The sequence below is a fragment of the Streptomyces sp. NPDC096132 genome, assembly GCF_044763345.1.
In the GTDB taxonomy this organism is placed as follows: Bacteria; Actinomycetota; Actinomycetes; order Streptomycetales; family Streptomycetaceae; genus Streptomyces.
Window position 1 is genome coordinate 108,336 of sequence record NZ_JBIWGA010000026.1, and the last position, 19,971, is coordinate 128,306.

17 protein-coding genes are annotated in these 19,971 nt (G+C 72.4%); 8 read left to right on the forward strand and 9 right to left on the reverse strand.

Going from position 1 to position 19,971, the window contains the following annotated elements; genetic code table 11:
- Nucleotides 1–53 precede the first annotated feature (53 nt).
- Nucleotides 54–644, forward strand: coding sequence for a TetR/AcrR family transcriptional regulator (locus ACIRF9_RS41555; RefSeq protein ID WP_403833578.1), 591 nt, complete (start codon nucleotides 54–56; stop codon nucleotides 642–644).
- Here ACIRF9_RS41555 and ACIRF9_RS41560 read toward each other — a convergent pair.
- From ACIRF9_RS41560 to ACIRF9_RS41590, 7 genes are all read right to left on the reverse strand, one after another.
- Nucleotides 622–1,311 (reverse strand): ATP-binding cassette domain-containing protein, encoded by a 690-nt coding sequence (locus ACIRF9_RS41560; RefSeq protein ID WP_403833580.1) that lies wholly within the window; start codon nucleotides 1,309–1,311, stop codon nucleotides 622–624. The genes ACIRF9_RS41555 and ACIRF9_RS41560 overlap by 23 nt on opposite strands.
- Nucleotides 1,308–2,258, reverse strand: a complete 951-nt coding sequence (locus tag ACIRF9_RS41565; protein ID WP_403833583.1) for an ABC transporter ATP-binding protein — start codon at nucleotides 2,256–2,258, stop codon at nucleotides 1,308–1,310. The genes ACIRF9_RS41560 and ACIRF9_RS41565 overlap by 4 nt, the downstream gene beginning before the upstream one ends.
- Nucleotides 2,248–3,699: an ABC transporter permease subunit gene (locus ACIRF9_RS41570; RefSeq protein ID WP_403833585.1), complete on the reverse strand. Its 1,452-nt coding sequence runs from the start codon at nucleotides 3,697–3,699 to the stop codon at nucleotides 2,248–2,250. Before ACIRF9_RS41570 ends, ACIRF9_RS41565 begins: the two co-directional genes overlap by 11 nt.
- A gap of 59 nt (nucleotides 3,700–3,758) precedes the next feature.
- On the reverse strand, nucleotides 3,759–5,252 hold the full coding sequence (locus ACIRF9_RS41575; protein WP_403833588.1) for an ABC transporter substrate-binding protein: 1,494 nt from the start codon (nucleotides 5,250–5,252) through the stop codon (nucleotides 3,759–3,761).
- A gap of 178 nt (nucleotides 5,253–5,430) precedes the next feature.
- Nucleotides 5,431–7,941, reverse strand: coding sequence for a protein kinase (locus tag ACIRF9_RS41580; RefSeq protein ID WP_403833590.1), 2,511 nt, complete (start codon nucleotides 7,939–7,941; stop codon nucleotides 5,431–5,433).
- 82 nt (nucleotides 7,942–8,023) lie between these two features.
- Nucleotides 8,024–9,250, reverse strand: coding sequence for an FHA domain-containing protein (locus ACIRF9_RS41585; RefSeq protein ID WP_403833592.1), 1,227 nt, complete (start codon nucleotides 9,248–9,250; stop codon nucleotides 8,024–8,026).
- A 63-nt stretch (nucleotides 9,251–9,313) separates the two neighbouring features.
- A complete protein-coding gene (locus ACIRF9_RS41590; protein WP_403833595.1) occupies nucleotides 9,314–10,546 on the reverse strand; it encodes a PucR family transcriptional regulator in 1,233 nt (410 codons plus the stop codon).
- A 143-nt stretch (nucleotides 10,547–10,689) separates the two neighbouring features.
- Between ACIRF9_RS41590 and ACIRF9_RS41595 the strand changes: the two genes are divergently transcribed.
- The 3 genes from ACIRF9_RS41595 (at nucleotide 10,690) to ACIRF9_RS41605 (ending at nucleotide 13,946) form a co-directional block, all read left to right on the forward strand.
- Nucleotides 10,690–11,616 (forward strand): proline dehydrogenase family protein, encoded by a 927-nt coding sequence (locus ACIRF9_RS41595; protein WP_403833597.1) that lies wholly within the window; start codon nucleotides 10,690–10,692, stop codon nucleotides 11,614–11,616.
- A gap of 90 nt (nucleotides 11,617–11,706) precedes the next feature.
- Complete coding sequence (pruA, locus tag ACIRF9_RS41600; protein ID WP_403833599.1) at nucleotides 11,707–13,338, forward strand: L-glutamate gamma-semialdehyde dehydrogenase; 1,632 nt, start codon at nucleotides 11,707–11,709, stop codon at nucleotides 13,336–13,338.
- Between the two features lie 17 nt (nucleotides 13,339–13,355).
- Nucleotides 13,356–13,946 (forward strand): alpha/beta fold hydrolase, encoded by a 591-nt coding sequence (locus ACIRF9_RS41605; protein WP_403833601.1) that lies wholly within the window; start codon nucleotides 13,356–13,358, stop codon nucleotides 13,944–13,946.
- Here ACIRF9_RS41605 and ACIRF9_RS41610 read toward each other — a convergent pair.
- On the reverse strand, nucleotides 13,943–14,149 hold the full coding sequence (locus ACIRF9_RS41610; RefSeq protein ID WP_403833604.1) for a DUF5988 family protein: 207 nt from the start codon (nucleotides 14,147–14,149) through the stop codon (nucleotides 13,943–13,945). The two genes, ACIRF9_RS41605 and ACIRF9_RS41610, sit on opposite strands and share 4 nt — an antisense overlap.
- 312 nt (nucleotides 14,150–14,461) lie before the next feature.
- Here ACIRF9_RS41610 and ACIRF9_RS41615 point away from each other — a divergent pair, with 312 nt between their 5' ends.
- Nucleotides 14,462–14,596 (forward strand): hypothetical protein, encoded by a 135-nt coding sequence (locus ACIRF9_RS41615; RefSeq protein WP_403833606.1) that lies wholly within the window; start codon nucleotides 14,462–14,464, stop codon nucleotides 14,594–14,596.
- 65 nt (nucleotides 14,597–14,661) lie between these two features.
- Here ACIRF9_RS41615 and ACIRF9_RS41620 read toward each other — a convergent pair whose 3' ends face one another.
- Complete coding sequence (locus ACIRF9_RS41620; protein WP_403833609.1) at nucleotides 14,662–16,233, reverse strand: purple acid phosphatase family protein; 1,572 nt, start codon at nucleotides 16,231–16,233, stop codon at nucleotides 14,662–14,664.
- Between the two features lie 142 nt (nucleotides 16,234–16,375).
- On the opposite strand from ACIRF9_RS41620, the gene ACIRF9_RS41625 reads away from it, so the two are divergent.
- The 3 genes from ACIRF9_RS41625 (at nucleotide 16,376) to ACIRF9_RS41635 (ending at nucleotide 19,955) form a co-directional block, all read left to right on the forward strand.
- Entirely contained in the window at nucleotides 16,376–17,419 is a 1,044-nt protein-coding gene (locus ACIRF9_RS41625) for a 3-isopropylmalate dehydrogenase (RefSeq protein ID WP_403833611.1), read from the forward strand.
- A gap of 248 nt (nucleotides 17,420–17,667) precedes the next feature.
- Nucleotides 17,668–18,756, forward strand: a complete 1,089-nt coding sequence (locus tag ACIRF9_RS41630; RefSeq protein WP_403833614.1) for a branched-chain amino acid aminotransferase — start codon at nucleotides 17,668–17,670, stop codon at nucleotides 18,754–18,756.
- A 128-nt stretch (nucleotides 18,757–18,884) separates the two neighbouring features.
- Nucleotides 18,885–19,955, forward strand: coding sequence for a hypothetical protein (locus tag ACIRF9_RS41635; protein WP_403833617.1), 1,071 nt, complete (start codon nucleotides 18,885–18,887; stop codon nucleotides 19,953–19,955).
- The last annotated feature ends 16 nt before the right edge of the window (nucleotides 19,956–19,971 follow it).

A 19,971-nucleotide genomic window follows, 5' to 3' on the forward strand; every position in this document is an offset into this window, starting at 1 on the left:
CGTATAAATCGCTTGTCTGGGACGACTGTATGAATCGGGGGTAGGGTGACGGCATGGGACATCGCGAGGATCTGCTCGAAGGCGCCAAGCGCTGCCTGCTGGAGAAGGGGTTCCTGCGCACGACCGCGCGGGACATCGTCAAGGAGTCGGGGACCAACCTGGCGTCCATCGGCTACCACTACGGGTCGAAGGACGCGCTGCTGGTGCAGGCGTACGTCTCGCTGGTCGAGGGAGCGGGCGACGACTTCGATCCGGGGTGGGGGGCGAGCGGCACGGTGACGGCTCCGGCCGGATCGCTCGAGCGCTTCCAGGAGGTGTGGGCGAGCATCATCGGTGCGGTGCCGCGGACGCGGGCGATCTGGATGCTGAGCTTCGAGCTCATCGTCCAGGGCGACCGGCTCCCCGAGGTGCGCAGGATGCTGGCCGAGGCGCAGGAGCAGGGCCGCTCGGGGATCGTCCCCATGTTCAACGGCGTCCCGGAGGACGAGCTCGACAAGGAGACCGTCGACACGGAGGGCCGCTTCTACCAGACCCTCCTCAACGGGCTCATGGTCCAGTGGCTCTTCGACCCGGACTCGGCGACCGACGCGACACAGCTCACCGAGGGGTTGCGGCGGGTGATCACGGGCGCCACGAAGAGCTGATCCGCCCGTCCCGCATCTCGGCCACCCGGTCCGCGAAGTGCCGTACGACGGACCGGTCGTGACAGATGAACAGACAGCCGAGACCCAGTTCGTCCCGCAGGTCGGCCAGCAGGTTCAGCACCCCCGCCCGCACGGACGGGTCCAGTGCCGACACCGGCTCGTCCAGCACCAGCAGGCGCGGCTCGGAGGCGAGCGCGCGGGCGATGCCCGCGCGCTGGCACTGGCCGCCGGAGAGCTCGTGCGGGAGTCGGTCGCCGCAGGAGGGTGCCAGGCCGACCCGGTCGAGGAGTTCGGCCACGCGCGCCGGGCCGTCGGAGGCGTTCCATCCGCCCCGCACCTTCAGGGGTTCCGCCACGGCGTCGCGGATGCGGTGGCGGGGGCTGAGGGAGCCGTACGGGTCCTGGAAGACCGGTTGCATACGAGGGCGCAGCGGGCGCAGCTCGCGCTCGGTGAGGGAGGTCAACTCCCTTCCCTCGAAGAGGACTTGTCCCGAGTCCGGGCGCCGCAGGAGCAGCACCGCCAGGGCGGTGGAGGACTTTCCGCAGCCGGACGGGCCGTCGAGCGCGAGGGTCTCGCCCGGCTCCAGGCTGAGGGAGACACGGTCGACGGCGGTCGTCGTGCCGTAGCGGACCACGAGGTCACGGACCTCCAGCAGGGGGCGGGTCATGTGAACTCCCTCATGGGATCGGTGACTTCGTCCGTCCGATGGCAGGCGACCAGCCGTCCGCCCACCTCCCGCTCGGCCGGTTCCTCACGACGGCAGACCTCGCCCGCCAGCGGGCAGCGCGGAGCGAAGGCACAGCCGGGCGGGAGCGCGCCGGGGGTGGGTGGGCCACCGGGGAGGGAGGGGAGGCGGCGGCGCCGGGGTCCCTCCGGTGGAGGGAGGGACGCCAGGAGGGCCGCGGTGTACGGCGCTCGTGGGCGGGTCAGGATCTCCCGGGCCGGGCCGGTCTCCGTCGCGCGGCCGGCGTACATCACCAGCACGCGGTGCGCGTGCCGTCGTACGGCCTCGATGTCGTGGGTGACCAGGACGAGCGCCGCGCCGACGGCCTCCCGCTGCTCCGCGAGCAGCGCCAGCACCCGCTCCCGGCGGTCGGCGTCCAGCGCGGTGGTCGGTTCGTCGGCGACCAGGACGTCCGGCTCGTTGACGGTGGCCATCGCGATGACCGCCCGCTGGCGCATGCCGCCGGAGTACTCGTGCGGGTAGGCGCGGGCCGTGCGGGCCGCGTCGGGGATGCCCACCCGGTCCAGCGCGGCCACCGCCCGCGCACGGGCCTCCCGCCGCGAGACACCCCGCACCGATCGTACGGCCGCGGCGAGTTGGTCGCCGACCGGGCGGACGGGGGAGAGCGCCGAGAGGGCGTCCTGGGGGACCAGGGCGATCCGGCGGCCCCGCGCGCCCGACAGGTCCGGGTGGACCGTACCGGCGGTCCTCGCCTCCCTCGGCAGCATGCCGAGCAGGGCCCGGGCGGTCAGGCTCTTGCCCGCGCCCGACTCGCCCACCAGGGCGAACACCTCGCGCGCCCGGACGTCGAACGACACCCCGCGCACCACGTCCACCCCGGCGAAGCCGATCCGCAGATCCCGCACCGACAGCAGCACCTCAGACTCCAACGGGGGTCTCCTTCTTCATGTTCTTCATGCCGCGCCCCTGCGCGTACGCCGCTCCCGACACCGCCAGGCCCGCCAGCAACGCCAGCGCGACCGCCGGGGCCAGGGCCGCCCACGGGGCGCGTTCCACGTAGGCGCGGGACTCCTCCAGCAGTAGGCCCCACTCGGGGGCCGGGGGCTGGGCGCCGAGGCCCAGGAAGCCCAGGGAGGCCAGCGCGAGCGCGATGCCGGGCAGCCGGAGCAGCGCGTGGCGGGCCACGGGCGCGGCCACCGACGGGAGGACGTGCCGGGTGAGGATCCACCAGGGGGATGCGCCGATGGCCCGTTGGGCCAAGAGGAAGGAGGACGCCCGCACCTCCTGGACCAGTGCCGCCGCGTGTGCGGACGGCGGCGCCAGCCGGGCGGCCGTGTCGATGGCGTACGGGTCGCGCAGCAGGCCCCAGCCGATCGGGGTGAGCAGCACGCCGGCGAGGGTCAGGGGGAACGCGGGGTGGATGCGGACCGGGCGGGCCTGCGGCAGGGCCAACGAGGCGTCCCGGAGCGCCGGGCCGAGCAGCCGGCGCCGGACCAGGGCCGCCGCCGCGCCGGTGACCAGGCCGAGCAGCAGCAGCGCCAGCACCGATCCCTGGAGCAGCGGCAGATCCTGCGACCTGGCCGCCCCCAGGGCGGTACGCCCGATACCGGGTACGGCGAAGACGCTCTCCACGGCGACCGCGCCACCCGTGAGGCCCACCGCCGCTATCCCGAACTGCGGTACCAGCGGCGGGAGTACGCGACACAGGGCCGCCGACGCGATCCGCGCCCGGCTCACCCCCGCGCCCCGCCACAGCTCCACCCACCGCTCGTCCAGTACGGCGGGCAGCGCGTCCGCGACCAGCCGGCCGAGCAGCCCGCCGGCCGGGACACCGAGGGCGACGGCCGGCAGCACCATGTACTCCGGGCCGGCCCACCCCGAAGTCGGCAGCCACCCCAGCCACACCCCGCACACCAGCAGCCCCACCGTGGCCAGCAGGAACTCCGGTACGGCGGCCGACATCGCGGCGCCCGCACCGGCCGACGCCCGCCCCCGCACCAGCACGGGCGCGACGAGGACGACGGCGAGCAGCACCGCGACGGCCAGGGCCGCGCCCATCAGCGCGAGCGACACCTGGAGCCCGGCGAGCACGGAGGGCAGGACGTCCGTGCCCGACACCCAGGACGTGCCGAGGTCTCCGTGTGCGAGATCGGCGGCCCAACTCCCCAGCAGGGAGAGCGGACCCGCGTCCAGCCCGAGGTCGCGGCGGATCGCGTCCAGCGCCTCCCGGGTGGGTTCCTGCTCGGCGGAACGGGCGCGCAGCACGGTCAGCGCCGGGTCGCGGCCGGACAACCAGGGCAGCAGACCCACGGCGGCGAGGACCGCGAGGAGGCAGAGGGCCCGGGTCACCCCGGCGGCGGCCGGTCTCAAGTGGCGTACGGCCGACGGCACTTGCCGTACGGGTTGCCTCACCCGTCGTACGGGCGACCTCACTTGACGTACGTGCCCGCCGTGACCAGCTCCCGCTCGCGCGGGTCGTGTGCGGCGTCGACGACCCCGGCCGCGTCGCCCTGGACGACCCGTTCGTGCAGCAACGGCAGGGCCGCGTCGGTCGTGAGGACGGCGGCCTCGGCGGCGATGACGGCCCTGCGCCGGGCGGCGCCGGTGGGCGTCTCGCCCGCCCGCTTCAACTCGGCGTCCACGGAGGGGTCGTCGAGCTGGGAGATGTTGAAGGAGCCGTCGGAGGCGAAGTCGCTGTAGAGATAGGCGGCCGGGTCGCCCGAGTCCAGCACGGTGGCCCGGGAGAGGAGGAACGCGTCGAAGGCGCCGGCCAGCGCGTCCGCCTCGATGTTGGCGTACTCGCGCACCTCCAGCCGCACCTCGAACCCGGCCTTCCGCAGCTGCTGCTGGAGCGCGGCGGCGACTTCCGGCAGTTCCGCGCGGTCGGTGAAGGTGCCGATGGTGACGGACCTGCCCGCCGGGTCGCCGGCCCGGGCGCGCGACACCGGTGTGCGCAGCTCGGCCGCCCACGGCAGCGCGGGCCCCAGCAGCCCCTCGGCGACGTCCGCGCGCCCCTCGTACACGCCCTTCACGATCGACTCGGCGTCGATGGCCTCCCGGGCGGCGGCGCGCAGCGACGCGTCCTTGAAGACGCCCTTCCCGGTGTTGAGGTAGAGCGTGTTGGTGCGTGGCATGGGGACTTCGGTGACGAGGTCCTCGTCGAGCAGCGCCGCCTGTGAGACCGGGACCGCCTCGACGATGTCGGCCTCGCCGCTGCGGAGCGCCGCGGCGCGGGCGGTGCCGTCCGGGACGAACCGTACATCGATCCCGGGTGCCTCGGCCCTGCCGCCCCAGTAGGCGTCGTAGCGGTCGAGGGAGGCGGAGGAGGTGCCGTTCACCTTCGTGAGCTCGAAGGGGCCGGTGCCCGTGCCGACCGGGTTCACCGTCCTGCCCTCGTACGCCCGCGCCGCGAGGATCGACAGCTGCGGCGAGCTGAGCCGCTGCGGGACCAGGGGGTCCCCGTCTGCGGTCGTGACGGTGACCGTGTCGGAGTCGGCGGCCCGCGCGGTGAGGTCGACGCCGTCCAGGATGCGGGGCTTGGGGGAGGCGGTCGCGGCCTCGGTGAGCGACCGCACGACGGCGTCGGCGTCGAGCTCCGTCCCGTCGTGGAAGGTGACGCCGTCGCGTATCTCGAAGGTCCAGGTACGGCCGTTCTGCTGCCAGGACGTGGCGAGCGCGGGCCGCGCGTCCCCTTCCGCGTCGAGCTTCACCAGGGTCTCGGCGGTGGACCAGCGGGAGAGCTTGAAGGCGTCGTCGGAGAGGGGGGACAGGCCGGAGCGCGGCGGCTGCATCATCGCGACCCGCAGCCGCTTGCCGTCGGCGCCCGCGGACGCGGGGCCGTCGCCGGTGAAGCAGCCGGTGAGCAGGGTGGAGGCGGCCGTGAGAGCGGAGAGGGGGAGCAGACGACGGGCGGGCAGGCGCACGGGGCCCTCCGGGTAAAGGGGTGGTCAAGGGTGGCGTGCGCCGACATTAGCATGATGATAATCATTTTCAAGACCGTGTCAGGACCAGGCGCGACGCAGGCGCCTGGAGAGGCGGCTCATCAGAGCGGCGCCGGGGTGCTCGGACGCCAGGCGCTCGATGTGCTGTACGGCCGCCGTGTCACCGCTCTCCCGAGCCCACGCGTACCACTCCAGGGCCTCCCGGTGCTGGCCGCGCTCCTCGTACACCCGGGCGCCGTCCAGCATGGCCCCGGTGTTGTTCATCTCGCCGGCCCGCCGCAGCCAGGACAGGGCCGCCTGCACATGCTCCTCGGACCCCAGCCTCAGATACGTGCGTGCCGCGGCACGCATGGCCTTGGAGCTTCCCGCGCCGGCCGCCTGCAGCTGCGCCTGCAACTGTGTCTGCAGCTGCTTCTCGTGCTGCTGCCGGCTGTCGGTGGTCACCTCCAGTTCGGCCAGGACCCGGATCGCCTGCTGATCGCCCTCCTCGGCGAGCTTCCGGTACAGCTTCACGGCTCGCCTCTTGAGGTGCCTGCGCCCATCCGCGGTGGCGGCGTGATCGCTCAGCCGCAGGCACAGCCGGGCGGCCTCCTTCTCGGACGCCGCGTCGCCCAGTTGCTCCGCCTTGGTGTAGGTGTCCAGGGCCTTCTGGAGACGGCCTTCCTTCTCGTGCTTCGCGGCCTCCTTGCGCAGTGCGGTCGCGTTCGGCCGGGCGGCCTTCGCGGCGGTGGCGGGCTTCTTGGTGGCTGCGGACTTGGTGGCCGTGGTCTTGGTGGCCATGGTCTTGGCCGCCGTGGTCTTGGCGGCGGTGGTCTTCGTGGTGCCGGCGTTCGGGGCCGCCTTGGGCTGGGTCTTCTTCTTCTGGGGCGGGTCGGTCGGCGGAGCGGTAGAAGTCGAGCGCGTCCGCCGGGCGCTGGTTCTTCTCCATGCGCTGCCCCAGCCGGTGCATGGCCTCGGTGTTGCCCGCGTCGGCCGCCGCCCGGAACCATTTGAGCGATTCGCTGTCCCGCTGCGGATCCTTGGCGAGCAGCGCTGCGGTCATGAACATGCAGTGCGGATGGCCGTTCTCGGCGGCACGCCAGTACCAGACGAGCGCGTCCTGCTCACGATTCCGCTGCCGGTACCAGTCCCCCAGAGCCAGCAGGGAGTTGATCTGCCCGTCCATGGCCGCGGCCCGGTGCTTGCGCAGCATCGCCTGCTCCGCCGGGGACACCGGAGCGGCGGCGGTGCCGGCCTTCTCGTCCCGCTCGGGTGCCCCGGCCGGACGGTCCCGCTCGGTCCCCAGCAACTCGGCCAGCCGCGTGGTCGCGACGGCGTCCCCGGCGTTCGCCGCCATCCGGTACAGCGCCACGGCCTGCCGCAGCTGATCGGGGAAGTGCCTCTCGATCAGCTGCCCGGCCTCGCGCGCGCCGGTCGGGTTGCCCACCTGCGCCGCGCGCCGGTACCAGAGCAGGGCCGAGTCGATGTCACCGGCACTCTTGAGGCGGGCGGCGAGCCGGCGCATGGCCTTGGCGTTGCCGGCCTCGGCGGACGCGCGGAGCTGGGCGTCCGGATTGTCGGGAGCGGCCTGCGGCGGAGCCGTCGCCTCCGTCTCCGTCCGCCCCGAAGGAGCCGACGACAGCTCGCGTTCCCGCGACAGCCGGGCGTTCTGCGCGGACCGTTCCTTCGCGGGGGTCGGCTCGTACGTGAGCCCGGAGGCACGACCGGACGCCGCAGCACCCGCCGGTGACGCTGATCCGCGCCCCGTCCGCCGCCCCGGACGCAGCGGCCCGTCCAGGTCGAGGGCATGGCGGGAGCGCCGGTCGATCGTGGCCCGCAGCCCCGGGGGCAGCCAGTCCCGTTCCTTCGTCGCGGCGTCCGCGGCGAGCAGGCCGGCGATCTCCGCGGGGCCGGGCCGGTTCCCCGGACTCGGCTCCAGACACGGGCGGACCACCTTCTCCACCGCGAGCGGCAGACCCTCGAGCGAGGGGCGGCCGGTCAGGATGTTCGCGGCGATCTCCATCGGGGAGCCGGTTCCGAACGGGTGCCGGTTCAGGGCCGTGTAGGCCAGCACCAGACCCAGGGCGAAGACGTCGGTGGCCGGTCCCACCCGCTCGTCCCGAAGCTGCTCGGGCGAGGCGAAGCTCATGGTGCGGGGATTGGTCCCGGTGCCGGTCAGGGTGGTGCCGTCCGTGGGGGAGAGGTGCCGGGCGATGCCGAAGTCGATGACCGAGGCGCCCTCGGCGCCCAGCAGGACGTTGGCGAGTTTGAGGTCGCGATGGACCAGGCCCGCGCGGTGGATGCTGCGCAGGGCGTCGGTCAGACCGACCGCCAGCACCCGCCAGGTCCGCTGCGACAGGGGACTACGGCAGTGGTCGAGCGCCTCGCTCAGGTTCACCCCGGCGATGTAGCGGGTGGCGAACCACGGCTCGGGCGCCTGAGTGTCCGAGTCGACCACCTCGGCGGTGTGCCGGGGGTCGACCGCCTTGGCCGCCTCGACCTCTCTGGCGAAGCGCTTGCGGAACCGCTCCGGGTTCTCCTCCAGGCAGTCGGGCCGGATCGTCTTCAGCGCGATCGAGCGGCCCCTGCCCGTACGGGCGTAGTACACGTTTCCCCAGCCGCCCTGGCCCAGCAACGCGAACAGCTCGTGTCCGCCGATCCGTTCGGGATCGTCCTCCCTCAGCGGCTCCACTCAACCCCCCACCGGTTCCACCGGGTCCCTCCGTCACTCCGTCCGCGCCGCGCCGGACCGCCGCCCCGGGCGGCACGCCCGCTCAGCCCAGGCTCGTCAACTCGTCCCCGCCCTTGGCGCGCTTGGGCGGCTTGGCGCGTACGCCCTCGGCCCGCTCCTCCGGCCACCGCTGGCCGCTGCGGCGCAGCGCGATCCCGGGGAGCAGCTCGATCTCGTCGTCGGGGCCGAAGGCGCGCGGGACCCGCTCCCCGGGCAGTCCGGCGGCCTCGGTGCCGGGGCGCGGCAGGGTGCGCCACGGCGTGGGCTCCCCGCCCGGCCGGACCGTGCGGATGCGGCTGCCCGCCGTGCTGGTGTCGAGGACCCGCAACGCGCCCCGGCTGCAGACGAGCAGCAGATGCTGCCGGCTGATCCTGCGCCGTCGTTCCCCGGGGAGATGACACTCCTCGATCCGGGCGAAGTGGCCGCGTCCGAGGACGAACTCCTTGTCCTGGCCGTCGGGACCCTCGGTGAGGTTCTCCCAGGCGTGGCACGTCCCGTCGATGAAGATCTTCAGCTGGATCCGGCGGCGACGCGGCCCGGCGTCCCTCAGCAGCGTCCGGTGGATCCGGCAGACCACCTTGCCGCTCTGGATCGCGGGATGGGGGTGGCAGTCCGGACGGGGACAGAGCCACGAGCGCCCCAGCACGTCCGAGCGGGGCCTGCCCTGGAAGTCCAGCAGATTGCGGGCCTTGAGCGCGTCGCGCTCGCCCTCCCGGGACACCTCCCGGTCGGCGAACACGCGCATGTCCCTCAGGACCAGCCGCACCGGACCGCCGTCCACGCGCTCGGGCTTGAGGAAGTGCTCGCGGTCGCCCTGGATCCAGGGGTGCTCGCTCCGGTGCCCGGTGAAGTTGTCGCTGCTGATGACCCTGGTGCCGAACTCCTTGGCGTGGTCCAGCAGATCCGGGTCGGCCTTGGCGATGGCGGCGATCAGTCCGCGGTCCCGCCACTCGCGCAGCAGCGGGCCCTCGGCGGGGTCGGGGAACTCGCCGTCGTGGCGCGGACGCAGCAGGCTGTCGTCCGCGATCGCGTGGACGGTGACCTCCTGGTCGCCCGAGGACTCGCGCAGCGCCCGCAGGACCAGCCGTAACCGCTGCAGGGCTCTGGGACGCCCGCCGCCGAGCGCCGTGTCCCGCACCACGTTGGACAGGTCGACCAGGTAGTTGGCCTCCTGTGCCGTGCCCAGCAGATGACGTTCCATCCGCCGGAACGCCGCCACGTCGCTCTTCACGCCCTCGTCCCCCAAGCCGTCGGCCGCGCGGTACAGCACGAGAGGCTAGCGTCCACAGGCCCCGCATGCCTCGATGTCCGACATTCCCGTCCGGGGCGAACCTCAGGGCAGCCGCGCCCCCTTGAGCGCCATGTGCAGCAGCAGCCGGTCCTCCCCGTCGTCCAGGTCCAGGCCGGTGAGCTGCTCCACCCGGGACAGCCGGTAGTACAGGGTCTGGCGGTGGATCCCCAACTCCGCTGCCGCGCGGCCCGCCTGGCCCGCGCAGTCCAGGTACACCTCGGCGGTGCGGGCGAGTTCACGGTGGGCGGGCGTGAGCAGGGTGCGTACGGCGGGGTCGTGGGCGGTCTCCGGGGACAGTGAGGTCAGGAGCCGGAACGGGCCGATCGACGCCCACGGGGCCACGGGGCCGAGGCGGGGTTCGGCGAGCGCCGCCCGGGCCGAGGCCGACGCCTCCTGCCACAGCGCGCCCAGCTCGGACAGGCCGGACCGTCCGGCGGCGACGCCCGCGGCGGCTCCGTCCGCCCGCTCCAGCAGCCGGCCCGCCACCGACGTCGCCGGAGTCAGCACATCCGTCGACCGCAGCCGGACCAGCACCGCGAGGCACCGGCCCGCGTCCGCCGCCTCGGGGGAGTGCCCCCTGCCCCAGGGCACCGTGCACAGCGCGGTCGCGCCCGCGAGTGTGCGCAGGGACGGGGCGTCGTCGGGGTCGGCGGACGGCCAGGGGGCCACGCAGACCACCGTGTGCGGGCCGTCCGCGCGGGCGCCGAGCGCGGTGCGCAGCTCCGCCACCGCCATGTCGCGCGGCCAGCCCGGCTTGGCGGTCAGCACCGCCCGCAGCTCCCGGGTGAGGTCGGCGCCGTGCTGGGCCTCGTCCGCGAGCAGCGCGCCGATCCGCACGGTCACCTCCATCGCCGCCGCCAGCTGGGCGTCCGTGGGTCCGGGATCGTCGTCGAGGAGCCAGACGTAGCCGAGGACGACCCCCCGATGGCGTACGGGGAGACACACGCGGCCCCGGTACACGCCGGCTTCCGGGGTCGGCGGGATGCGGACCGGGGCGGTGGCCCGGGTGATGCCGAAGCCCTCGAACCACGTGCGCACCGTCGCCGTCGAACGCCGGGTCAGGATCGACCGGGCCCGCACCGGGTCCAGCGCGGACGCGTCGAGCTCGCCCTCGCTGTCGTACGCGCCGAAGGCGATCAGCTCGAAGTCCCGGTTCTCCAGGGTCGCCGGGACGCCGAGCAGCTCCGAGATCTCGTCGACCAGCTCCTGGTAGTCACCTGTGAAATCCGACGTCACCCGGGCATTCTCCCCCAGTCCCGCAGGGCCTTCATACATCTGTCTGAGATCTGCGGCACGGATGCGTGACAGCTGTCGATGGCCGACGATCGGAGGGATCCTTAACTTTCACGGTGGTTCTCCGTGCCGTTCCCGAATCGTCGGGTATCGGCCTCGTATGGGTTGGTATGTGGAGGTGCCCCGTGCTGGGTCCCGTGATTCTCGCCGCGTCGCGCAGCGACCGGATGCGACGCCTGATCTCGGCGGCCCCGGTGACCAAGCAGGTCGTCGACCGCTTCATCCCGGGCGAGACCGTCGACGACATCGTGCCGATCATCGAGGACCTCACGGCCAAGGGCCTGGAGCTGACGATGGACGTCGTCGGCGAGGACATCACCACGCCCGAGCAGGCCGCCACCGCCCGCGACGCCTATCTCGCCCTGGTCGACCGCCTCCGGGAGCTGGACCTCGGCGAGCGCGTCGAGATGTCCGTCAAGCTGTCGATGTTCGGCCAGGCGCTCCCCGGCGGCCACGAGCTGGCCCTGGCCAACACCCGGCCGGTCGTCGAGGCGGCCGCCGCCATCGGCACCACGGTCACCCTCGACGCCGAGGACCACACCACCCTCGACTCGATGTTCGCCATCCACGAGGAGCTGCGCAGGGACTTCCCGCAGACCGGCTGCGTCATCCAGGCCTACCTCTTCCGCACCGAGGCCGACGCCCGCCGCCTCGCCGCGAGCGGCAGCCGGGTACGGCTCGTGAAGGGCGCGTACAAGGAGCCCGCCGAGGTCGCCTACCAGCAGAAGCACGAGATCGACAAGGCGTACGTCCGGGTCCTGCGGACTCTGATGGAGGGCGAGGGGTACCCGATGATCGGGTCCCACGACCCGCGTCTGATCTCCATCGCCCAGGAACTCGCCCGCAAGGCCGGGCGCAAGCCCGACGAGTACGAGTTCCAGATGCTGTACGGGATCAGGAGCGACGAGCACCTGCGGCTCGCCGCCGAGGGCCACCGCATGCGCGTCTACACCGCCTACGGCACCGACTGGTACGGCTACTTCATGCGCCGCTTGGCGGAGAAGCCGGCGAACCTGCGCTTTTTCCTGCGAAGCATGATCGGTCATGGCTGAGGCGACGAGGCTCGTCCGCAGCGTGATCACCAAGGGCTGAGCCCCACCCCCCGCTCGCACCCCCGCTCAAGTCAAGGAGTTACGGAACCCATGGACGCTGTGACCCAGGTCCCCACCCCCGTCAACGAGCCGGTGCGCGGCTACGCCCCCGGCTCGCCCGAGCGCGCCCGGCTGGAGGCCAGGCTCAAGGAGCTGGCCGACAACCCGATCGACCTGCCCTGCACCATCGGCGGCGAGAAGCGGATGGGCGGCGGTGACGCGTTCGAGGTGGTCCAGCCGCACAACCACCGGGCCGTCCTCGGCACGTACCGCAACGCCACCCACCAGGACGCCCGGGACGCCGTGGACGCGGCCCTCGCCGCCGCGCCCGCCTGGCGCGCGATGTCCTTCGACGACCGCGCCGCGATCATCCTGCGCGCCGCCGACCTGCTGGCCGGCCCCTGGCGCGAGACGATCGCCGCCTCCACCATGCTCGGCCAGTCCAAGACGGTCCAGCAGGCTGAGATCGACACCCCCTGCGAGCTGGTCGACTTCTGGCGCTTCAACGTCCACTACGCCCGCGGGATCCTGGCCGAGCAGCCCCCGGCCAACTCCCCGGGCGTGTGGAACCGTCTCGACCACCGCCCGCTGGAGGGCTTCGTCTACGCGATCACGCCGTTCAACTTCAGCGCCATCGCGGGCAACCTGCCCACCGCGCCCGCGCTGATGGGCAATGTGGTGGTGTGGAAGCCGTCGCCGACCCAGACCCACGCGGCCGTCCTGCTCATGCGTCTCCTCGAGGAGGCCGGTCTCCCCAAGGGCGTGATCAACCTCGTCACCGGTGACGGCATCGCCGTCTCCGAGGTCGCCCTCGAACACCGCGACCTCGCCGGCATCCACTTCACCGGCTCGACGAAGACCTTCCAGTACCTGTGGAAGACGGTCGGCGCCAATATCGAGAAGTACCGTTCCTACCCGCGTCTGGTCGGCGAGACCGGCGGCAAGGACTTCGTCGTCGCCCACCCGAGCGCCGACCGCGCGGTCCTCAAGACGGCACTCACCCGGGGCGCCTTCGAGTACCAGGGCCAGAAGTGCAGCGCGACCTCCCGCGCCTACATCCCGGCGTCCCTGTGGAACTCCGGCTTCAAGGAGGAGTTCGCCGCCGAGGTCGACCACCTCACCATGGGTGACGTCACCGACCTGTCGAACTTCATCGGCGCCGTCATCGACGAGCGCGCCTTCGCCAAGAACAAGGCCGCCATCGACCGCGCCAAGGCCGACCCGACCTGCACGATCGTCGCGGGCGGCAGCTACGACGACTCGGTGGGGTACTTCGTCCGCCCGACCGTCATCGAGTGCACCGACCCGGAGAACGAGGTCTTCACCACCGAGTACTTCGGCCCGGTCCTCGCCGTGCACGTCTACGAGGACGACCGGTACGACGAGATGCTGACCCAGATGGAGTCGGTGTCCGACTACGCCCTGACCGGCTCGGTCGTCTCGGGCGACCGCGCCGCGACCGCGTACACGATGGAGAAGCTGCGCTACGCGGCCGGCAACTTCTACATCAACGACAAGTCGACCGGCGCCGTCGTCGGCCAGCAGCCCTTCGGCGGCGGCCGCGCCTCCGGCACGAACGACAAGGCCGGCGCCCCGCAGAACCTCACCCGCTGGACGCTGACCCGCGCCATCAAGGAGACGCTGGTCGCGCCGACCGACTACACCTACCCGCACATGGGCTGACCCCGCACAATGCGGGGATGACCCTGCGCGCCGACGACGGAGTACGACTGTGGGCGAGCGCGTCCGGCCGGGGCGCGCCGCTCGTCCTGTGTCACGGCGGGGCCGGGCTGTGGGACATGTTCGGGGACGTGGCCGCGCTGCTCGGTGACGCCGCCCGGGTGATCCGCTGGGACCAGCGCGGCTGCGGCCGCTCGCAGCGGTGCGACGGACCGTGGACCACCGCCCGGTCCGTGGCCGACCTGGACGCCGTACGACGGCACGTCGGCCTCGGGCGCATCGCCCTGCTCGGCCACTCCTGGGGCGCCCAGCTGGCGCTCGCCTACGCCCGCGCCCACCCGGAGCGGGTGAGCGCGCTGATTTACGTCGCCGGGACGGGCATCGCCCCGGCCGAGGACTGGTTCGGCGCGTTCCAGGCGAACCTGCTCGGCCGGCTCGCGCGGTGGCGTGAGTTGAGGGACCGTCCCGAGCGGTCCGGCGAGGAGGACCGGGAGCGGGCGGTGCTCCGATGGTCGGCGGAGTTCGAGGATCGCGAGCCGGCACTCGACCACGCCCGGCGCATGGCCGATCCATGGTTCGGGATCAACGCCGAGTGCGCCGCGGCGTCCTAGCCGGGCATCTCCGTCCGCTCCCACCACTCGTACACGGGGAGTCTGCCCTCCGGTGTGTCCGCCCGGCGGGGGGTGGGTCTGAAGTGTTCGTAGCCGTTCCGTAGCTCGATCTTCAGATCCGCTCCGGGGGTCGTGACCGGGACGATCCGTGCGGGCAGATCGTCCGGGCCGCCCTCGAGAAGTGCCTTGGCCGTGTCGCTCATGACCTCACCGTTCCCGTTGCGCCGACCCGGTGTCGCGCCCCGTGCGCAGGATCAGCCGTGTGCGCGATCACCGCAGGCCGGACGCGTGTCACCGAATCCGCCGTCTCAGATAGTAGGAAGTCCGAGTAATTGTGGAGACAGGCGCGCGCTCCTCCCTTAGTTTTGTAGGAGCCGAACGTCTCGCTCGATCAAGCGAATGGCGGTCGTGAGCCGGACCCCGCGCAGGCAACCCCTGCGGTCCGCTGCTCTCCGCCCTCCGGCGTCTCGTAACCCTTTCCGCACTCCCTGGTCTTTCGAAGGAGTCGATTTCCCATGGCCGAGACGACCGTCCGCCGCCGAGTCCGCCACAGCTCCCGTACGAGCGAGTCCGACCGCAAGCAGGCCGCCGCCGCCCTCCAGCGCGCCCTCGACCGCCGCGACAACGGCGGCGAGACCGGCCACCTGTAGGCCCGACCACCCACAGTCCGGGAGCCGCACCCGCACGGGGCGCGGCGCGGGGCCTGAACGGGACTTCAGGCCCCGCGCCGCACCTCGAACCGGTCGATGCGCCGGCCGTCCTCCGCGAGCGCCGACACGGTCAGCCTCGCCGAAGGCCCGCCGGTCGCCTCCACCGACAGGTACGAGAAACCCCGGTAGCGCACCCGCGACCACTCCACGGTCTCCGCCGCGTTCTCACGCGAGCGTGTCCAGTGGAAGGTGTTCACGGAGTCACGGTCGCGCACATGGCCCTCGTAGCTCTCCGGCGCGTCCGCCGGGAAGCCGTACAGATCACGGCCGCCGCCGCCCGCCGTGACGTACACGGTCCCGTCCCGCGTCGGGTCCGTGGAGCCGCCGACCGGGACCGTCCGGCCCACCCGGCCGCCCTTCAGCGCGTCCGTCCGCTCGTAGACGTGGTTGTGCCCGTTGACCACCAGGTCCACCTGGTACCGGTCGAACAGCGGCGGCCACTGCTCGCGCACCCCGCCGTCGGAGGCGTGCGCCGAGGTCGAGTAGGCGCAGTGGTGGAAGAAGACCACGATGAAGTCGACGGCCGCCGACGCCCGCAGCCCGGCCAGCGTCCGCTTCAGCCACGCCGTCTGCCGGCCCCCGCTGTACCCCAGGTTGGCGGGGATCTCGTACGAGACGTCGTTCGCGTCCAGCGCCACCACGCCCACGTTGCCGTAGGTGAAGGTGTACGCGCCCGGGGCCGTACGCGGGTCGAAGCCGGTGTCCGGGAGGGAGAAGCGGGCCAGCTGGCCGCCGTAGCCGTCGGGGGAGTACCAGGCCTCCATGTCGTGGTTGCCGGTCGTCACCATCCACGGCACCGAGCGCGCCACCGGCTCGCTCTGCTTCAGGAACGCGTCCCAGGCGGTGGGGTCGTAGCCGTCCGTCCTCTCGCCCTTGCCGGTGCCGTCGGCGTAGCAGATGTCACCCGCGTGGAGATGGAAGGCGGGGGCCGCCTTCAGCAGCAGCCGGTCGATCGCGGCGGCCGACCTGCCCACGCCCTGGTCGCCGAACGCGGTGAACACGAACCGCCCGGCGCCCGCCGGTGCCGTACGGAAGGACGTGATCGTGGCCCGGTGGGGTGCGTCGGCCGGGTCGAAGCCGTCGTGGCCGACGCCGTAGTGGTAGGTCGTGCCGGGCAGCAGGCCGGTCACCTCCGCGTGGACGTAGTACTGGTCGAGCGCGTTGCGGACCCCTTCCACCCCCGGGGTGTGCAGCGCGCGCAGCTCGGCCTTCACCTTGCCGCCCAGGTCGTCGGGGCGGGTGCCGAACCGGACGTACGGCTCGCGCACGGCGGCCGGGACCTGCCAGGAGATCCGCATCCCGGTGCGCGGGTCTGCGCCGAAGGCCAGATGGCGGCCGAAGGGGACGACGGAGGAACGCCCCGTCGGGCTCGGCACCGGGCTCCCGGTGGCGCTCGTCGAGGACCTCGGCCCGGGGGTGCCGTCCCCGCACCCCGTCAGCAGTCCGCCCGCCGCCACCGCCCCCGCCGTCACCAGCGTGCGGCGGCGGGTCAGCTTCGTGCGCAGGTACTCGTACTGCTCCGCCATGCTCATCCCGCGGGCGAGCCGGGGCGGAATGCCTACGTCCGGTGTCTCCATGCGTCCGAAGCTTCCCCGTTCCCTCAACGCCCGTCCTGCGTACGGGTGAACGCCGTGCGAAAGGAACCCGCCGTCGCCCATCCGAGTGTCCGCATGGCGGACGAGGCGTGTCATCCCATGGGACCAGGAGTACGGTGCCGACATGTCTCGCAGCATCAATCTCGCAGTGATTCCCGGTGACGGCATCGGCCAGGAGGTCGTGGCCGAAGGTCTGAAGGTCCTCTCCGCCGTCCTTCCGCAGGATGTGAAGCTGGAGACCAAGGAGTACGACTTCGGCGCCAAGCGCTACCACGACACCGGTGAGACCCTCACCGACGCCGACCTCGACGCGCTGAAGCAGCACGACGCGATCCTGCTCGGCGCGATCGGCGACCCGTCGGTCCCGTCCGGCGTCCTGGAGCGCGGCTTCCTGCTCAAGCTCCGCTTCGCGTTCGACCACCACGTCAACCTGCGCCCGAGCAAGCTGCTCCCCGGCGTGGCCACCCCGCTGGCCGGCGAGCCGAGCATCGACTTCGTCGTGGTCCGCGAGGGCACCGAGGGCCCGTACACCGGCAACGGCGGCACCATCCGCAAGGGCACCGAGCACGAGGTCGCCACCGAGGTCTCCGTGAACACGGCCTTCGGTGTCGAGCGCGTGGTCCGCGACGCCTTCGCCCGCGCCCAGGCCCGCCCGCGCAAGAAGCTCACCCTCGTCCACAAGAACAACGTGCTGACCTTCGCCGGTCACCTGTGGACGAACATCTTCAACAAGGTGGCCACGGAGTTCCCCGAGGTCACCACCGACTACATCCACGTCGACGCGGCCACCATCTACCTGGTCACCGACCCGGGCCGGTTCGACGTCATCGTCACCGACAACCTGTTCGGCGACATCATCACCGACCTCGCCGCGGCCGTCTCCGGCGGCATCGGCGTCGCGGCCTCCGGCAACATCAACCCCGGCGGCGAGTTCCCGTCCATGTTCGAGCCCGTCCACGGCTCGGCCCCGGACATCGCCGGCCAGGGCAAGGCCGACCCCAGCGCCACGGTCCTGTCCGTCGCCCTCCTCCTGCGCCACCTCGGCTACGACGCCGAGGCGACCCGCATCGAGGAGGCCGTCTCCGCCGACCTCGCGGAGCGCACCGGCAAGCCCGCCCGCAGCACGTCCGAGATCGGTGACGCGCTCTCCGTACGAGTAGCCGGCTGACCCGCCAGGCTGCAAGCAGCACAGAAGCCGCCGGGTCGCAACCGCACCCGGCGGCTTCCGCATGTCCCCCGCCGGGTGTCACCATCAACCCCGGGTCGCATTCACGCCGTTTTCTTCCTCGGATCCCGCTTGCGATAATCGAACGCGGAGCCGCGGAATGAGGCAATGCTCGGACGTCCTAACACTGGCCACCGGCCGTACGGGCGTGAGCGCGGCCCGTCACTACAACCGGTGAAGGACAACCACTCATGACGACGCCCACGATCGAGCTCAAGCCCTCCGCCAGCCCCCTCGCCTCCGGCGAGCGCGAGGCGATCCTGGCGAACCCCGGGTTCGGCCGCCACTTCACCGACCACATGGTGACGATCAGGTGGACCGAGGGCCGCGGCTGGCACGACGGCCAGCTCGTCCCGTACGCGCCGATCCCGCTCGACCCGGCGACCAACGTCCTGCACTACGCCCAGGAGATCTTCGAGGGTCTCAAGGCCTACCGCCGCCCCGACGGGTCCGTCGCCACCTTCCGCCCCGACCAGAACGCCAAGCGCTTCCAGCGTTCCGCCCGCCGCCTCGCGATGCCCGAGCTGCCGGTCGAGACCTTCATCGAGGCCTGTGACGCGCTCGTGGCCCAGGACAAGGACTGGGTGCCCGCGCACGGCGGCGAGGAGTCCCTCTATCTGCGCCCCTTCATGATCGCGACCGAGGTCGGCCTGGGCGTGAAGCCCGCCAACGAGTACCTCTTCCTCGTGATCGCCTCCCCGGCCGGCGCCTACTTCCCGGGCGGCGTGAAGCCGGTCTCCATCTGGGTCTCCGAGGACCACGTGCGCGCCGTCCCCGGCGGCATGGGCGACGCCAAGACGGGCGGCAACTACGCCGCCTCCCTGCTCGCCCAGGCCGAGGCCGCCGCGCAGGGCTGCGCCCAGGTCTGCTACCTCGACGCGGTCGAGCGCAAGTGGGTCGAGGAGCTGGGCGGCATGAACCTCTACTTCGTGTACGGCGACAAGATCGTCACGCCTTCGCTGACGGGCTCCATCCTGGAGGGCGTCACCCGGGACAGCCTTCTCACCGTGGCCCGCGACCTCGGCTACGAGGCCGTGGAGGGCCGGGTCTCCGTCGACCAGTGGCAGCGGGACTCCGCCGACGGCACCCTGACGGAGGTCTTCGCCTGCGGCACCGCCGCCGTGATCACTCCGGTCGGCACGGTCAAGCGCACCGGTGGCGAGTGGCAGCAGTCGGGCGGCGAGCCCGGCGAGGTCACCCTGCGTCTGCGCCAGGCCCTGCTGGACATCCAGCGCGGCACGGCCGAGGACAAGCACGGCTGGATGCACCAGCTGGGCTGACCCCTGCGGCACGGGCGTCCGGCCACGACCCGTTCGTTCGGCGCGTACGGCCTCCCCCACGCGGGTATCCACTGATTCCGCGGGGGGAGCGCCCTCCCCGTGTGTCCGGACCGGGGGAGGGAGTACGGGTGAGCGGACCGTCGCCGATACCCAGGCTGCGCTGGCTGGCCCGCACCTTACGCACCCCGCGCCGCCCCCAGAGCCTCTCCGTGCTGGTGCTGCTCACGGCCTGCGCGGGCTTTCTGCTGTGGCGGGCCGCCGGCATGTCCAACTACGGCCAGAACCTCGCCCTCAACCTCGGCACCGACATCATGGGCGTGGTCGTCACGGTCTTCGTCATCGGCCCGCTCATCTCCCGCGCCCAGGAGGGCCGGGTGCGCGAGCACACCCGGCTCGACTACGAGTGGTTCGCGGCCCAGATGTACGGCGCGACCTCCAACGTCAAGGTCCTGGACACCTTCTCGAACCTCTTCGGGCCGCAGTTCTCCGAACGCTTCTTCCGGGGTGTCAGATCGGCCACCGCGCACGGCGCCCGCGTCCAGATCCTGCTCCTCGACCCCGACTCCCTCGCCGTGATCCTGCGCGGCCGTGAACTCGGTGAGCAGAGCGCCGACATCCGCCGTGACATCCTGCGCAACCTGCGCACGCTCGACCGGTTCGCCCAGCGCCTCGACGACACCGCCCGGCAACTCCTCGAGGTGCGGCTGTGCTCCACCTCGCCCGGTGTGACGCTCTACCGCTGGGACGAGCGGTGTCTGGTCTCCTTCCTCACCGTCGGCCGGCTCTCCGGGGAGGGCGTCCAGCTGGAGGTGGCGGCGCGCTCCCCGCTCGGCACCTTCGTGGAGCAGAGGTTCGACGAGCTGTGGCAGCAGGGCAAGCCGATGGAACGGTTCACCCGTCTGGCGGTCACCCTCGTCGACGCGAGCGCCGCACGACGGGACTTCACCTGCCGGTTCGTGCACGTCGACGACTGCCTGTACGTCTCCGCGCCCGACCTCGTCACCTACCTGGCCCGCCACCGCCTCGACGAACTCACGGCGTACAGCGAGGCCTTGTCCATCCCGGGCGCGCATGAGCTGTTCGTGGTCGACGACGAGAGCGAGCTGCACGAGCGGCTCATCCAGCACTTCGCGGAGAAGTACGATGCGTCGGCGGCCGCCTTCGTCGAACTGCGGCCGCCGGTCCTGGTCACGGAATGAACAGAGGGCCCCGGCA

Bases quoted from the DNA above. Each gene is read 5' to 3' on its own strand.
- ACIRF9_RS41615 (WP_403833606.1), top strand. From the start codon at position 14,462: ATGGCCGAGACGACCGTCCGCCGCCGAGTCCGCCACAGCTCCCGTACG.
- ACIRF9_RS41560 (WP_403833580.1), bottom strand. From the start codon at position 1,311: ATGACCCGCCCCCTGCTGGAGGTCCGTGACCTCGTGGTCCGCTACGGC.
- pruA (WP_403833599.1), top strand. From the start codon at position 11,707: ATGGACGCTGTGACCCAGGTCCCCACCCCCGTCAACGAGCCGGTGCGC.
- ACIRF9_RS41630 (WP_403833614.1), top strand. From the start codon at position 17,668: ATGACGACGCCCACGATCGAGCTCAAGCCCTCCGCCAGCCCCCTCGCC.
- ACIRF9_RS41610 (WP_403833604.1), bottom strand. From the start codon at position 14,149: ATGAGCGACACGGCCAAGGCACTTCTCGAGGGCGGCCCGGACGATCTG.
- ACIRF9_RS41590 (WP_403833595.1), bottom strand. From the start codon at position 10,546: ATGTATGAAGGCCCTGCGGGACTGGGGGAGAATGCCCGGGTGACGTCG.
- ACIRF9_RS41625 (WP_403833611.1), top strand. From the start codon at position 16,376: ATGTCTCGCAGCATCAATCTCGCAGTGATTCCCGGTGACGGCATCGGC.
- ACIRF9_RS41555 (WP_403833578.1), top strand. From the start codon at position 54: ATGGGACATCGCGAGGATCTGCTCGAAGGCGCCAAGCGCTGCCTGCTG.
- ACIRF9_RS41620 (WP_403833609.1), bottom strand. From the start codon at position 16,233: ATGGAGACACCGGACGTAGGCATTCCGCCCCGGCTCGCCCGCGGGATG.
- ACIRF9_RS41605 (WP_403833601.1), top strand. From the start codon at position 13,356: ATGACCCTGCGCGCCGACGACGGAGTACGACTGTGGGCGAGCGCGTCC.